General features: G+C 66.6%; 9 protein-coding genes. 7 read left to right on the top strand and 2 right to left on the bottom strand.

The window, feature by feature from the left end; all coding sequences use genetic code 11:
- The first annotated feature begins 1 nt into the window (after position 1).
- A complete protein-coding gene (cueR, locus tag AC5P76_RS03610) occupies positions 2-442 on the top strand; it encodes a Cu(I)-responsive transcriptional regulator (RefSeq protein WP_053516714.1) in 441 nt (146 codons plus the stop codon).
- A gap of 88 nt (positions 443-530) precedes the next feature.
- On the opposite strand, the gene AC5P76_RS03605 is transcribed toward cueR, so the two are convergent.
- Entirely contained in the window at positions 531-725 is a 195-nt protein-coding gene (locus AC5P76_RS03605; RefSeq protein WP_253118757.1) for a heavy-metal-associated domain-containing protein, read from the bottom strand.
- A gap of 157 nt (positions 726-882) precedes the next feature.
- Entirely contained in the window at positions 883-3,957 is a 3,075-nt protein-coding gene (locus AC5P76_RS03600) for a TonB-dependent receptor (protein WP_253118756.1), read from the bottom strand.
- A gap of 530 nt (positions 3,958-4,487) precedes the next feature.
- Here AC5P76_RS03600 and AC5P76_RS03595 point away from each other — a divergent pair.
- The 6 genes from AC5P76_RS03595 to AC5P76_RS03570 all read left to right on the top strand — a co-directional run bounded on the left by AC5P76_RS03595 (position 4,488) and on the right by AC5P76_RS03570 (position 14,420).
- The gene (locus AC5P76_RS03595) at positions 4,488-6,953 is read left to right on the top strand and encodes a GH92 family glycosyl hydrolase (protein ID WP_459061959.1); all 2,466 of its coding nucleotides are present in this window, start codon (positions 4,488-4,490) and stop codon (positions 6,951-6,953) included.
- Between the two features lie 96 nt (positions 6,954-7,049).
- Positions 7,050-8,102, top strand: coding sequence for a LacI family DNA-binding transcriptional regulator (locus AC5P76_RS03590; RefSeq protein ID WP_180875969.1), 1,053 nt, complete (start codon positions 7,050-7,052; stop codon positions 8,100-8,102).
- 59 nt (positions 8,103-8,161) lie between these two features.
- The gene (fucP, locus tag AC5P76_RS03585; RefSeq protein ID WP_053516708.1) at positions 8,162-9,475 is read left to right on the top strand and encodes an L-fucose:H+ symporter permease; all 1,314 of its coding nucleotides are present in this window, start codon (positions 8,162-8,164) and stop codon (positions 9,473-9,475) included.
- A 7-nt stretch (positions 9,476-9,482) separates the two neighbouring features.
- Positions 9,483-10,478, top strand: coding sequence for a carbohydrate kinase family protein (locus tag AC5P76_RS03580; protein WP_053516706.1), 996 nt, complete (start codon positions 9,483-9,485; stop codon positions 10,476-10,478).
- Entirely contained in the window at positions 10,475-11,701 is a 1,227-nt protein-coding gene (locus AC5P76_RS03575; protein WP_065182689.1) for an AGE family epimerase/isomerase, read from the top strand. The genes AC5P76_RS03580 and AC5P76_RS03575 overlap by 4 nt, the downstream gene beginning before the upstream one ends.
- Positions 11,702-11,723: 22 nt before the next feature.
- Positions 11,724-14,420 (top strand): beta-mannosidase, encoded by a 2,697-nt coding sequence (locus tag AC5P76_RS03570; RefSeq protein WP_429000964.1) that lies wholly within the window; start codon positions 11,724-11,726, stop codon positions 14,418-14,420.
- Positions 14,421-14,431: the final 11 nt, after the last annotated feature.

The raw sequence follows: 14,431 nt of genomic DNA, 5'->3' as shown, positions 1-14,431 counted from the left end.
CTTGAACATCGGTGAGGCCGCGAAGGCATCGAGCGTTTCGGCGAAGATGATCCGCTACTACGAGCAGATCGGGCTGATTCCTGCTGCCGACCGTACGGCATCCGGCTACCGGGCCTATTCGCACGCCGACGTGCATCGACTGCGGTTCATCCGCCGCGCGCGGGACCTGGGATTCTCGGTCGCCGAGATCACGGATCTGCTGGGTCTGTGGAACGATACCTCGCGCCACAGCGCCGACGTCAAGCGCCTGGCCGAGCAGCACATCGATGATCTCGAGCAGCGCATCGACCACATGCGGCAGATGGCCGATACGCTGAAGTCGCTGATCAGCTGCTGTGCGGGCGACGAGCGGCCGGAGTGCCCGATCCTGCAGCGGCTGGAGGAGGGCGAGGAAGGCGCGGAGCCAGTCGCGGCGCGGCGGCGGCAGGCGCGCCGGAGCTGAGCCGCGGGGCGCAGGGGCCTTCGCACCTGCGCGGCGGGAGTGCTGTGGCTCCTTCAGAAGGACGTGAGCATCGCCCGGAGCCGGGCGATCAGGCGGTGCGCGGCGGGAAGCCTGCGTCCTTCACAGCGGCGAAGATCTCCGCTTCGCTGGCCGTGGTCTGCACCTGCACGCGGCCTGTCGGCGGATCGGCGACCACGGTGGCCTGCGGATCAACGCTCTGGATCGCGCGGGTCACGCTGCGCGCGCATCCGCCGCAGGTCATGCCGTCAACATGGAAGTCCATCTGTAGCTCCTTCGGTTCCGGGGAATGCAGCCAGTGTGCACCTTCCAACGATGGCAGGGTCAAGTGAAGCCTCCGCGGTGCCCATGAAAAACGGCAGCCACCTGTACCAGCGTGACTGCCGTGGAGGAATGTCCCCGCGCCAGGCGGGGCGACTGCCTTAGAACTTCCAGGTCGCGCCGAAGTACAGCTGGCGGCCCGCGTAGGTATTGGAGATCAGGCGGGCCTTGGTGTCATTGCCCAGATGCACGCGCTGCTCGGACCTGGTGGCGTTGATCACCGACGCGGTCAGGGTCCACTCCGGGGTGAGGTTGTAGGCCACGTTGAGATCAAGCTGGTCGTACGGCTCGGTGTAGACCGTCATGCCGTTGTTCAGTCCGCCGACCACCTGGCCGCGACGGTTGTACGAGGCGCGGGCAAGGAACTTGTCGTTCTCGTAGAACACCGTCACGTTGGCCTGGTTCTTGGCGCTGCCGACCAGCGGCGACGAGCCGATGTTCTGCCCATCCAGCACGATCGAGGCCAGGTTGGTGTCGTTGTAGGTGTAGTTCGCCTGCACGCCGACGCCGAAATCGAAGGTGTACTGGCCGTACAGCTCCACGCCCTGCGACACGCCGTCCTGGCCGTTGGCACGGGTCTCGTAGTCCTGCACGGTCACGGTTTCGCCACCGACCTGCATCTGCATGTCGCGCACGACAGGCACGGTGAAGTTGTCCACGTTCTTGCGGAACAGGCCCACGCCGGCCACCGCGCCAGGCTGGAAGTACCACTCCAGGCCGAGGTCGAACTGGGTGGCCTCGAAGGGTTCAAGCTGCTTGTTGCTGCCGTCGCCGGTCCAGCCCGGGGTCGGTGCACCGCCGGCCACGCGGCGGTCATTGACGTACTCCTCGCTGTAGTAGCGCAGGCTGCCCGGAGCGCCGATCTCGGTGTAGCCGGGGCGTGCGATGACCTTCGAGGCGGCGCCGCGCAGCAGCAGGGTATCGGTGATGTCCCAGGCGATGTTGAAGCTCGGCAGGACGTCGGTGTAGGTGCGGTCCACGCCCAGCAGCTCGAAACTCTTGCTCTGTGCCAGGTTGTAGGGCAGGCGCACGAAACCGCTCTCGCAGCTGTAGTTCGGGTAGGCCGCCGCGGCCGGGTCGGAGCACGCCATCGGTGCGCCTGCGGCGTTGTCGAGGAAGTAGTCGTCGAAACGCTCGATCGAATCGGTGGACTGCGCCAGCTGCTTGGTGCGCACCACGCGCACGCCCACGTTGCCGCGCACCCGCTCGGTGCGGAAGTTGGCCTGGAAGTAGCCCGAGTAGATCTTCTCGTTGACGTTGTAGATGAAGTCGTCCTCGACACGGTTGTGCGAACCGCCGTAGGTCTTGTTCAGGTAATCGATGTAGGCCGGATAGTTGATGCCCGGGAACACGTTGGTATTGAAGCCGCCGGGGATGTTGCTGATCGGGTTGGACAGGAAGAAGCCGGGCTGGGCGATATTGGCCGTAGGGTCGCAGCCGCTCTGGTAGCGGTTGTTGTCGTAGTCCGACGGGTCTCGGCCCTGGCACACCCAGTAGGTATTGCCGGTGTTGCGGTGCACCGTGCCGTCACGATACTTGGCACCGAACTGGATCGAGTCCAGCCAGCCGGATTCGAACAGCTTGGTGACATCGGCCTGGAAATAGTTCTGCTTGATCTCGGTCTGCTTCCAGGACGAGTCGGTCGAACCGGTGTCGATCTCGGCGATGCCGGCCATGAGCTGCTGCTGCAGGTCGGGAGCGAAGGTGCCCGACGGCGTGCCGGTCAGGTCCCAGGAGGTGCTGCTGGACGATTCCCACACGCCATTGGTCTGCCGACGCGGTTTGGCTGACATGCGGAAGTTCATCGAGGGGCCGCCTTCGGACCAGGTACGGCCGCCGGTGAACGACGCCTTCCACAGCGGGCTGATGTCCCAGTCGATGCTGAGGTCGGCGGTCTGCGAGAGCGCCTTTTCGCGGCTGTAGCCGCCGGTGAGCTGCGGGGTCGGAATGGTGCAGTCATCGGGGCCCCAGCCCCCCGGCTCGAGCCCGGCCGCTTCGGCCTCGGCTTCATTGCAGTAATAGGTCTTGCCGGCCAGCTTCTCGAACTGCGCGCCGGTGACGACGGTGCCGCTGGGATCGAAGTCCAGCCCGTTGAGCATGCGGCCGCCGGCCCAGTTGCCGTCACCATTGAAGCGGGCCATGCTCCACTCCGGCACCTTCAGCATGTGCTGGGCGTAGTTGCCCTCCAGCTCGAAGCGGAAGTAGTTGGCCGTCATGGTCACGTTGTCGACCGGCTTGAACTGGAAGGTCAGCTGCCCGCCCTTGCGCTCGCGCGTTTCCTCCTTCACCGCGAAATTGACCGATGTCGGCATGAAGAAGTCGGTGTAGTTGCGACCGTTCTGGTTGTTGAAGCCGGAGTTGCCCCACCAGTACTCGATGCCGTCCTGCAGCATGGGGTTGCCATGCACATCGCGCGCATCGGTATCGGTGCCGTACCACTGATAGTTCTCGGTGGTGACTTCCATGGTGCGGCTGGTGCGTTTCTGCTGGGTCACGCCGACCAGCACGCCGAAACGCTCGTCCTTGCTGTGCCACGAGTACAGTGCGGAGGCCTGCGGATCGATGTCGCGACTGGTGTCTGACGAGGTGCCTTCAAGGGTGACGAAGCCCGAGTTGGACTCCATGTCCAGAGGGCGCCGGGTGTGCAGGATGACCGTGCCGCCGATGCCGCCTTCATCGATGCGCGCTTCCGGCGATTTGAACAGCTCGGCGCTGGACAGCATGTTGGACGGCAGAAGGGTGTAGTTGAAAGAGCGGGTCGCCTCGTCGTTGGTCTCGGAGGTGGCGACGTAGTTGCCGTTCAACTGGGTCAGCGTCAGGTCTGCAGCGAGGCCGCGCACGCTGACCGTCTTGCCTTCGCCGCCGTCGCGGGTGATGACCACGCCCGGTACGCGCTGCAGCGCGTCGGCCACGTTCTTGTCGGGGAACTTGCCGACGTCTTCGGCCGTGATTACTTCGACCACGGCGTTGGCGTCGCGCTTCTGCTCAAGGCTCTTTTCGATGGCGTAGCGGTAGCCGGTGACCTGGACGCTGTCCAGGGTGGTGGCATCGGGCGTGCCGGTGGTGGCCTGCTGCGCCGCAGCGCCCGCCGGCAGGACGGCAGCGGCCAATGCCAGCGCGATGGCCAGCGACAGTGCGTCCTGGCCATGCATGCGTTTTGAGTGACTCATTCCCATCTCTCCCTCTCTCCTGGATTGATCCGCTGACGCGTGACGTGGTGCGGATGACTTGAATCGATCTAATCTGTGGTGATGCCGGTGCGGTCGCTACGCAGTTGCAACTGCATCCTGTGTCTGTGCCGGCCCGTCCTGTCGCTGCTTCCCCAAACTCCCGGCCACCGCAACGTCGTCTTGGATCGATCTAAGCGATGGGCGGGCGTTTTTTAGCATGGGTTGCCCGTCGGCGCATGCTGCTGCGCAATATGGTATTGCCGTGGCGGGGGCATGACGTTTTTCTGAATCGGCTGGAAACGTTTTCTCGCGCGATTCCCCGGCAGGTCGGCCAAGAGGCCGCGCGGCGGGACGTATGCTGCGGCGCAGAATGCATTGGCGCGAATCGCCATGCTCTACTTGAATCGATCTAAATTCACGGTTGCGCGGGTCTCGCGCCATTCCACGGGGAGCAGGCTGCCTGCAGGCAGCGCTCAGCGGAAGGCGTTGCAGGCTCCAGCCGTCTGCCACCGCACCATCGACCACAGGAACCCGACATGCGCCCAGTGCCGTCCGCTCCCGCTGTCCCCTCGACGCCGCGCCCGTTGACGCGATTGGCCTGGCTGCTCGCTCTGGCGATGTCGCCGGTGCTGCTGCAGGCCGCCCCGGCCGCACTCGAGCGCGAGGTGAACACCTTCATCGGCAGCAAGGACGATGGCAACACGTTCCCGGGCGCCTCGGCACCCTTCGGCCTGATCCAGGTCAGCCCCATCGGCAGCCACTATTCGGGGTGGCGCTACGACGACGAGAAGATCCGTGGCTTCGGCCACTCCTTCCTGTCCGGTGCCGGGTGCTGGGAGCAGGGCGGCCAGGTCTCGGTCCTGCCCGTGACCGGCAGCATCGGTCCCGGTGGCGATTTCGACACCGCCGACGCCAAGAGCTTCAACCACAAGACCTATGCCGCGTCGTACACGCATGACGGCGAAATCGGCCAGGCCGGCTACTACAAGGTGCGCCTGACCAGCTACGGTGGCATCGATGCCGAGGCGACCGCGCGCACCCGTGCCGCCGCCGAGCGCTACACCTTCAGCCAGCGAAGCGGCGATGGCCACGTGCTGGTGAATGTCGGCCAGGCGAATGAACGCCATTCGGTGATCGGCAGCGTGATCGACGTGGTCGGCGACCGCGTGGTCGAGGGCAAGCTGGTCACCAAGAGTTTCTGCGGTGGCCACCAGTACACGACGTGGTTCCGCATCGAGTTCGATCGCCCGTTCAAGGCGCATGGTACCTGGGGCGAGGCCGGTGGCCTGCCGGGGGCGCGCCACAGCATGGAAGGCGAGCAGAAGCCGAACGGTGCCTGGTTGAGCTTCGACCTGGCCAAGGGGCAGTCGGTCACGGCGGTGAGCGCGATTTCGCACGTCGATGCCGAAGGCGCGCGCACCAACCTGCGCACCGAGGGCATGCAGGGCGGAGCGCTGATGGGGTTCGACCGCATGCGCGCGCTGTCGCAGCAGGCGTGGCGCGAGGAGCTGGGCCGGGTGCGCGTGCAGGGCGGCAGTGCTGATGACCGCACGGTGTTCTACAGCGCCGCCTACCACGCGCTGCTGCAGCCGCTGACCGGCAGCGATGCCGACGGCCGCTACCGCGGCTACGACGATGGCATCCATCGCGCGGATGGCTGGACCTACTACGAGTACTTCTCGCTGTGGGATACCTACCGTGCGCAGAACCAATGGCTGGCGCTGACCCGCCCCGATGTGGCGCGTGACATCGGCCGCACGCTGCTGGCGATCGACGAGCAGGGGGGCTGGCTGCCACGCTGGGGTTACGCCAACTTTGAGACGAACATCATGACCGGCGATCCGGTGACCCCGTTCATGGTCGACCTGTGGCGTTTCGGTGCGTTCAAGGGCCGTGAATCGCAGGCGTGGGATGCGCTGCGCCGCAATGCGTTCGGCACCCCGCCGTTGAATTCCCGTCATGCGGGCCGGTCGGGCAATCCGACCTATCTGGACAAGGGCTACGTGGTCTACGACCGTGCGTTCCCGTCCAAGGGCATGGACGTCGATCCGCATCACGGCGGCTCGGCCACTCTGGAATATGCACTGGCCGACTGCGCGCTTTCGCAGATGGCCGATGGCCTGGGTCACGCCCGGGATGCGGCGACGCTGCGAGAGCGCGGCCGCAACTGGCGCAAGGTGTGGGACCCGCAGGTCCGCGACGCCGAGACCGGCTTCAGCGGCTTCCCGCGGCCTCGCACCGAGGACGGGCAGTGGTACACCCCGGCCGACGGGCACTACAGCCCACGTTCCCACCACGGCTTCCATGAAGGCACCGCGTGGCAGTACCAGTGGCTGGCGCAGCAGGACATGCCGGGGCTGGTCGAGGCGATGGACGGTCGTGAGCAGGCCGGGCGCCGGCTCGATGCCTTCTTCGCGATGGATGCACTGCAGGCCGACCCGCTCAACGCCGCGCGGCGCGAATGGGTGGTCGGACCCTACAGCTACTACAACCAGTTCCGCTACAACCCGAACAACGAACCCGATCTGCACGCGCCGTGGCTCTACACCCTGATCGGCCAGCCGTGGAAGACCGCCGCGGTGGTGCGGGCCGCGCAGCAGCTGTTCACCAATGCGCCCAATGGCGTGACCGGCAACGACGATCTTGGAACGATGTCGGCGTGGTACCTGTTCAGTGCGATCGGCATGTACCCGGCAGTACCGGGCAGTGGCCAGTTCCTGCTGCATACGCCGCGCTTTGCCCGGGTCGAGGTCGACATGGGCAATGGCCGCACCCTGCGCATCAATGCCCCGGGGGCGGACGGCCGCCGCCTGCAGTACGTGCAGGGCGTGCAGGTCGATGGCCAGGCGCATCCCCCGGTCTGGCTGGACTGGGAGCGCCTGCAGCAGGGCCCGCGCCTGCACTTCGCCCTCGACGCGCAGGCGCCGACCCAGGGGTGGGGCACGGCGGTGAAGGATCTGCCGGTGTCCTGGTGCGCGGCACCTGGCAGCCAGCTGCGTTGATCGGGGCTGTGCCGTTCGCGGCGACCCAGCGAACGGCACGGCACGAGACGGCCGCGATCCATTAGGCTTGAGCCCTCAGCGGAGCCCGGGAATACGATGAACGACAACGGCAGCAGCACTTCCAGCAAACGCGCCGGCAAGGCAGTGACGGTGACCGACATCGCGCGCGCCATCGGCGTATCGCGGGCGACCGTGTCGCTGGTGCTGCGCGGCAGCCCGCTGGTCAACGTCGATACCCGGGCCAAGGTCGAGGCCGAGCTGCGGCGCCAGCGCTATGTCTACAACCGCGCAGCAGCCAACCTGCGGCGGCGCACGTCCTCCAGCATCGCACTGGTGATCAACGACCTGTCCAATCCATTCTTCGCCGAATTCGCCTCCGGCGTCGACGAGGCGCTGGGTGGGCGTGGCTACGTGACCCTGCTGGGCAGCACCGGCGAATCGCCGGAACGCCAGCAGGCGGTGCTGTCCACGCTGATGGAACACACCCCGGCGGGGCTGATCCTGTCGCCGGCCGAAGGCAGCGATGCCACGCAGCTGCGCCAGGCACTGGGAGCCAATGCCAACGTCCTGCTGTTCAACCGTGAGCTGGACGGGGCCGATTGGGACTTCCTGACGCTGGACAACCAGCATGGGGCCTATCTGGCCACCCGCCACCTGATCGAGCGCGGCCATCGCCATATCGCCTTCTTCGGCGGCCACGCGGCGTCCAGTTCCTGCCACCAGCGCCGTGCCGGCTTCCAGCAGGCGCTGGCTGAGGCTGGACTGTCGCTGCCACCCGGCTGGATGATCGAATCGGCGCCGAACCGGCTGGAGGCGGCTGCACGCACCGACGAACTGTTCGCCGATGGCCATCGGCCGAGCGCAGCGGTCTGCTACAACGACACCGTCGCGCTGGGGCTGATGCTGGGCCTGAACTCGCGCGGCATCCGGCCGGGCGGCGATTTCGCTGTCACCGGCTTCGACGATATTTCCGAGGCTTCGGTGGCGGTGCCACCGTTGACGACGCTGACCGCCGACCCGCGCGAGCGTGGCCGGCAGGCGGCGGCACTGCTGCTGCAGCGCCTGGAAGAACCGGATGCGCCGCCACGGCGCACGGTGGCTCCGGTGCAGCTGCGGATCCGCGAAAGCAGTGCCGCCCGGCCGACCTGATTTCACTGCCGTTACTCCTTCCACGCAACAACGATTCCGCGCAACGAGGCGCGTTCCGCATGCCGATCTCAGCAACGCCCCGTCCGTCGGGTTCCCCGGGCAACGCACCGGCCGTCACCAACGGCAAGGCCCTGGCCGTGGTGACCACCATCTTCTTCATGTGGGGCTTCCTGACCTGCCTCAACGACATCCTGATTCCACACCTGAAGGCGGTGTTCGAGCTGAACTACGCGCGGGCGATGCTGGTGCAGTTCACCTTCTTCGGTACGTACTTCCTGATGTCGCTGCCCGCTGGCCGCCTGGTCGCGGCTCTCGGCTACAAGAAGGGCATCGTGGCCGGCCTGCTGATTGCAGGTGTGGGCGCGCTGGGCTTCTGGCCGGCGGCCGAACTGCGGATCTACGGCGCCTTCCTGGGTGCATTGTTCGTGCTCGCCACCGGCATCACCGTGCTGCAGGTGGCGGCCAATCCCTATGTGGCGCTGCTGGGCCCGGAGCAGACCAGCTCCAGCCGGCTGACCCTGGCTCAGGCGTTGAACTCGCTGGGTACGGCGATCGCGCCGATCTTCGGCGGCATGCTGATTCTTTCCAATACGGTCAAGAGCGCCGATGAAATGGCGGCGATGCCGGCCGCCGAACAGCTGGCCTATCGTGCTGCCGAGGCGCAGGCCGTGCAGGGCCCGTATGTGGGCCTCGCGGTGGCGCTGGTGCTGCTGGCGTTGTTCGTGTTCCTGTTCCGCCTGCCGGCGCTGAGCGATGCGACCGAACAGGCCGACCAGGGGCATCACCACAGCTATCTGGATGCGCTGCGCCAGCGTCATCTGCTGCTGGGCGTGCTTGGCATCTTCTTCTATGTCGGTGCGGAAGTGTCGATCGGCAGCTTCCTGGTGAACTACCTGTCGATGCCCGACATCGGCGGATTCAGCGAGCAGGAGGCCACACACTACGTTTCCGCCTACTGGACGATGGCGATGGTCGGCCGCTTTGCCGGCTCGGCGCTGCTGGCCCGCTTCTCGCCGAGCCGCCTGCTGGCGATCTTCGCACTGGTCAACGTCGGACTGCTGGCGCTGACCATGGCCAGCGCCGGCAGTGTCGCGCTGTACTCGGTGGTGGCGATCGGCCTGTTCAACTCGATCATGTTCCCCACCATCTTCGCGCTCAGCATCGAGCGCCTGGGGCCGCTGACCAACAAGGGCTCGAGCCTGCTGATCATGGCCATCGTCGGCGGCGCCGTGGTGCCGTACCTGCAGGGCGTGCTGGCCGACCACATCGGGGTGCAGGCCAGCTTCATCCTGCCGCTGCTGTGCTACGTCTACATCATTTTCTACGGACTGGTCGGCGCACGTACGCCGGCCTCCGCAACGCAGGGAGGCTGAGTCCGGAATGGGTGCGATTGTCTGCTTCGGCGAAATTTTGATCGATCTACTGGCGCAGCCGCCGGCCAATGCGGACACGCCGCGCGCGTTCCTGCAATACGCCGGCGGGGCACCGGCCAACGTCGCGGTGGCTGCCGCGCGGCTGGGCGCGAAGACCCAGTTCGTCGGCATGCTGGGCCGCGACATGTTCGGCGATTTCCTGGCCGAAAGCCTGGCCGAGCACGGTGTCGGTACCGACTACATCGTCCGCACCGATGCCGCCAAGACCGCGCTGGCGTTCGTCGCTCTCGATGCAGAGGGAGAGCGCAGCTTCAGCTTCTACCGTCCGCCGGCGGCCGATCTGCTGTTCCGCGACAGTGATTTCCAGGCCGCCTGCTTCGACAGTGCGCAGTGCTTCCACGTCTGCTCCAACAGCCTGACCGAGGCGGCCATCGCGGACGCAACCTTCGCGGGCATGGAGCGCGCGCGCGCTGCCGGGGCTGTGGTCAGTCTCGACCTCAACCTGCGGCCGGCGCTGTGGCCGGCCGATGTCGATCCGTCGCCGCGCCTGTGGCAGGCGCTCGAACGCGCGGACCTGGTCAAGCTGTCGCGCGAAGAACTGGACTACCTGGCGGCGCCCCTGGGCGACGGCGGCGAGGACGCGGTGCTGCAGCGGCTGCTGGCGGCGCAGGCTCGCTGGGTGATCGTGACCGATGGTGCGGCCACGCTGCGCTGGTACACCCGCCAGGCGCAGGGCACGGTGACCAGCTTCCAGGTCGCCGCTGTCGATACCACCGCAGCCGGTGATGCCTTCGTGGGAGGCGTGCTGGTGGGACTGCTGGAGCGGGGTGGCGCAGGCGCGGGATTCAGCGCGTTCTGCCGGGACCCGCAGGCCATCGACGCCACGCTGCGCTTCGGTGCCGCGGTCGGCGCGCTGGCCGTTACCCGCAAGGGCGCGTTCGCCGCGATGCCCTCGCTCGACGAAGTGCAGCAGCTGCTGCAGGCACAGGACATTACCGCATGAGCACCTCGCCCGACTTCCGTTCGCCCGCGTTCCTGCGCGCGCATATCGCCGACACCCTGGCGTTCTATCATCCGCGCTGCATCGATCCGGCCGGTGGCTTCTTCCATTATTTCCGTGACGACGGCAGCGTCTACGATGCCAGCCATCGCCATCTGGTAAGCAGCACCCGTTTCGTCTTCAACTACGCGATGGCCTATCGCGAGTTCGGCAAGGCCGAGTACCGCGAGGCCGTCGAGCATGGCGTGCGCTATCTGCGTGAGGTGCACCGCAATCCGGCCACCGGTGGCTATGCCTGGACCCTGCGCGATGGCCAGGTCGAGGACGACATGAATCACTGCTATGGCGTGGCGTTCGTCCTGCTGGCCTACAGCTGCGCGTTGAAGGCCGGCATCGAGCAGGCCCGCGCGTGGATGGATGAGACCTGGCAGCTGCTGGAGGCGCGCTTCTGGGAGCCGCAGCACGGTCTGTACCGGGACGAGGCGGACGGCCAGTGGAACTTCACCGGTTACCGTGGACAGAACGCCAACATGCACATGTGCGAGGCCATGCTGGCTGCGTTCGAGGCCAGTGGCGAACAGCGCTATGTGGAACGTGCCCTGCAGCTGGCCGACAACATGACCCGTCGCCAGGCAGCCAAGGCCGGTGGCCTGGTATGGGAGCACTACGATTCCAACTGGGAGATCGACTGGAACTACAACCTGGACGACCCCAAGCATCTGTTCCGTCCCTGGGGTTTCCAGCCGGGCCACCAGACGGAGTGGGCCAAACTGCTGCTGATCCTGGATCGGCACGTGCAGGCCGACTGGCTGGTGCCGACGGCGCGTCATCTGTTCGACGTGGCCGTGGAGCGCAGCTGGGACGAGGCCCGTGGTGGCCTGTACTACGGTTTCGCGCCGGAGTCACGGCGGCAGCCGGGCATGGACGGCGCGCCGATCGGCGGCGACAGCTTCGTCTGCGACGACGACAAGTACTTCTGGGTACAGGCCGAAACCCTGGCAACCGCTGCGCTGATGGCTGCGCGCACCGGTGATGACCGCTACTGGCAGTGGTACGACCGCATCTGGGCCTATTCCTGGGAGCACTTTGTCGATCACCGCTACGGCGCCTGGTTCCGCATTCTCGATGCAGACAACCGCAAGTACAGCGATGAAAAAAGCCCCGCAGGCAAGGTGGATTACCACACCATGGGTGCCTGCTACGAAGTGCTGAACGTCGTGCGTTGAGCATGATCGGTAGCGCCGGGCCATGCCCGGCGGAAGCATGATCGGTAGCGCCGGGCCATGCCCGGCGGACACAACAGGAGTCCCGCCCGTGCATCGCCCTTTCCGTGCCGTTTGCCCATTCGCCTCTCTGGCCCTGTTGTGGATTGCCACTCTCGTATTCCCGGCAGCGGCCGCTCCGTTACAGGCAAGCTGGGAGTTCCGCATGCTGCCGGGCGACGCGCAGGGCGCGGCGCATCCCGGCCTGCAGCAATGGCGCAGCGCGCAGGTGCCGGGCAGCATCCACACCGACCTGCTGGCGCATGAACTGATCCGTGATCCTTACGTCGGCGCCGCCGAGGCCGAGCTGCAGTGGATCGGCCTGGCGGCATGGGAATACCGTGCACGTTTCGATGTGGACGCCGCGACCCTGGCCAGGCCGAACGCGGAACTGCGCTTTGACGGTCTGGATACCTACGCGGAAGTCACCCTCAACGGCAGGCCGCTGTTGCGCGCCGACAACGCTCACCGCAGCTGGCGCGTGCGCGTGGACGGCCGCCTGAAGGCGACGGGCAACACGCTGCAGATCGTGTTCCGTTCGCCGATCCGCACGCTGCTGCCTGCTGTCCAGGCGATGCCGCACAGGATCGCTGGCAATTATCCATCGCCCTACGGTGACGAGCCGAAGGATGCGATGGTCGGTAATTTCGCGCGCAAGCCGGCCTACCATTTCGGCTGGGACTGGGGTCCGCGCTATGTCACCGCCGGGGTCTGGCGTGGCATCGACCTGGAGTCCTGGGGGGGGCGCCGCCTCGGCGATGTGGCCGTACGCACCGAGATGCTGGACGCGCAGCAGGCGAAGCTTGCGGTCGTGCTGCAGGTGGAACAGGACGCTGCCGCGGGTACCGCGGCCGTCGATGTGGAGGTGTTCGATCCGGAGATGCGCAGTGTCGCGCGGGTGCAGCGGCACGTTGCAGTGGCCCCGGGAGCGAATACGGTGGAGCTGCCTGTGGCGCTTGCCCAGCCGCGCCGCTGGTGGCCGGTCGGCTACGGGGCACAGGATCGCTACGTGGTGGCGGTCCGCCTGGACAGCGGCGATAGCGAGTCGCTCGCGCGCGAGCAGCGCATCGGCCTGCGCACGGTCGAGCTGCGCCGCGACAAGGACGCTGATGGCGGCCAGGGCTTCGCATTCGTGATCAACGGCGTGCCGGTCTTCGCCAAGGGTGCGAACGTGATTCCCTTCGACGCGTTCCCGGCCCATGTGGATCCCGCGCGCGTGCGCCAGGTGCTGACCGCCGCGCGCGACGCCAACATGAACATGCTGCGCAACTGGGGCGGCGGCTACTACGAAGACGATGTGTTCTTCGATATTGCCGATGAACTGGGCCTGCTGGTCTGGCAGGACTTCATGTTCGGCGGCGGCATGCAGCCCGGTTACGACCCGGCATTCCGCGCCAGCGTGGTTGCCGAGGCACGCGACAACGTGCGCCGCCTGCGCCATCACCCCAGCATCGTGTTGTGGTGTGGCAACAACGAAGAGGAAACCGCGTGGAAGGACTGGGGCCATGGCCGCGACCTGAAGGCCGCGGATCCGGCCTTTGCAGCAAAGGTCTGGCAGGGCTATGTGGACCTGTTCGGCAATGACCTGCGTGCGGTGGTCCGTGAAGAAGGGCTGGGGGTGCCGTACTGGTCCAGTTCGCCCAGCAACGACCTCGACGAGAAGGCCAACGACTCCACCCGTGGCGACAAGCACTACTGGCAGGTGTGGGGCAATCCGGCGCTGCCGGTGCAGGCCTATCTGCGCGAGACGCCGCGCTTCATGTCCGAGTACGGCCTGCAGGCGTGGCCGGCCGTGGCTACGGTGGACCAGATCGCAACCCGCGCCGAGCAGCGGATCGACAGCCCGGTGATTCGCGCGCACCAGAAATTCATGGCGGGCGAGGGCAACAGCCGTCTGCTGCACTATATCGAGCGGGGTTACGGTACGCCGAAGGATTTCGCGGACTTCGTGTATCTCAGCCAGGTGATGCAGGCCGATGGCATCGCTCTGGCAGCGCTGCACCATCGCGCCTCACGCCCCTACACGATGGGCTCGCTCTACTGGCAGCTCAATGACGTATGGCCGGGTGCGTCCTGGTCGAGTGTGGACTACTTCGGGCGCTGGAAGGCGCTGCACTACCAGGCGCGGCGCTTCTTCGCTCCCGTTGCCGTGGCGGCGCTGCGTGACGAGGGCACGACACGCGTGCGTCTGCTCAACGATGGCGACGCCGGCGAGGCGCGCTGGCGGCTGCGGGTGATGGATGTCGACGGCAAAGTGCTACGTCGTCGCGAGCAGGCGGTGACCCTGGCGGCCGCGGGCGTGACGGCGGTCGGCGATTTCAGTGATGCAGAACTGCTGGCGGGTGCCGATCCGAAGCGCACGATTGCCGTGTTCGAGGTGCTGCAGGGAGGGAAGACGACTGCGCGTCAGGTCGTGGGATTCGTCGAGGCCAAGGATCAGGTGCTGCCCCGCCAGGCGCTCAGGGCCACGCTGGACATCGAGGGGGACCACTACCGGCTGCGGCTGCAGAGCAGCGCATTCGTGCGCGCGGCATGGGTGGACTTCGGTGCCCTGGAGGTGCAACTGGAGGACAACCTGCTCGATCTGCTGCCGGGCGAGAGCCGCGACATCAGCGTGCGCGGCCCGGTGGATCTGGCCACGCTGCGCGAGGCGCTGGAGGTGCGCAGCCTCAATGATCGTTGAGGCTGCGCCGT

Source organism: Stenotrophomonas sp. YJH_SMC_36 (assembly GCF_059369935.1).
Note: the sequence above shows the minus strand (reverse complement) of the source record. Positions and strands in the feature narration are given on the sequence as shown.

Excerpts from the sequence above, each read along its gene's own strand:
- AC5P76_RS03605 (WP_253118757.1), bottom strand. The coding sequence starts at position 725 with ATGGACTTCCATGTTGACGGCATGACCTGCGGCGGATGCGCGCGCAGC.
- AC5P76_RS03600 (WP_253118756.1), bottom strand. The coding sequence starts at position 3,957 with ATGGGAATGAGTCACTCAAAACGCATGCATGGCCAGGACGCACTGTCG.
- AC5P76_RS03595 (WP_459061959.1), top strand. The coding sequence starts at position 4,488 with ATGCGCCCAGTGCCGTCCGCTCCCGCTGTCCCCTCGACGCCGCGCCCG.
- AC5P76_RS03590 (WP_180875969.1), top strand. The coding sequence starts at position 7,050 with ATGAACGACAACGGCAGCAGCACTTCCAGCAAACGCGCCGGCAAGGCA.
- fucP (WP_053516708.1), top strand. The coding sequence starts at position 8,162 with ATGCCGATCTCAGCAACGCCCCGTCCGTCGGGTTCCCCGGGCAACGCA.
- AC5P76_RS03580 (WP_053516706.1), top strand. The coding sequence starts at position 9,483 with ATGGGTGCGATTGTCTGCTTCGGCGAAATTTTGATCGATCTACTGGCG.
- AC5P76_RS03575 (WP_065182689.1), top strand. The coding sequence starts at position 10,475 with ATGAGCACCTCGCCCGACTTCCGTTCGCCCGCGTTCCTGCGCGCGCAT.
- AC5P76_RS03570 (WP_429000964.1), top strand. The coding sequence starts at position 11,724 with ATGCCCGGCGGAAGCATGATCGGTAGCGCCGGGCCATGCCCGGCGGAC.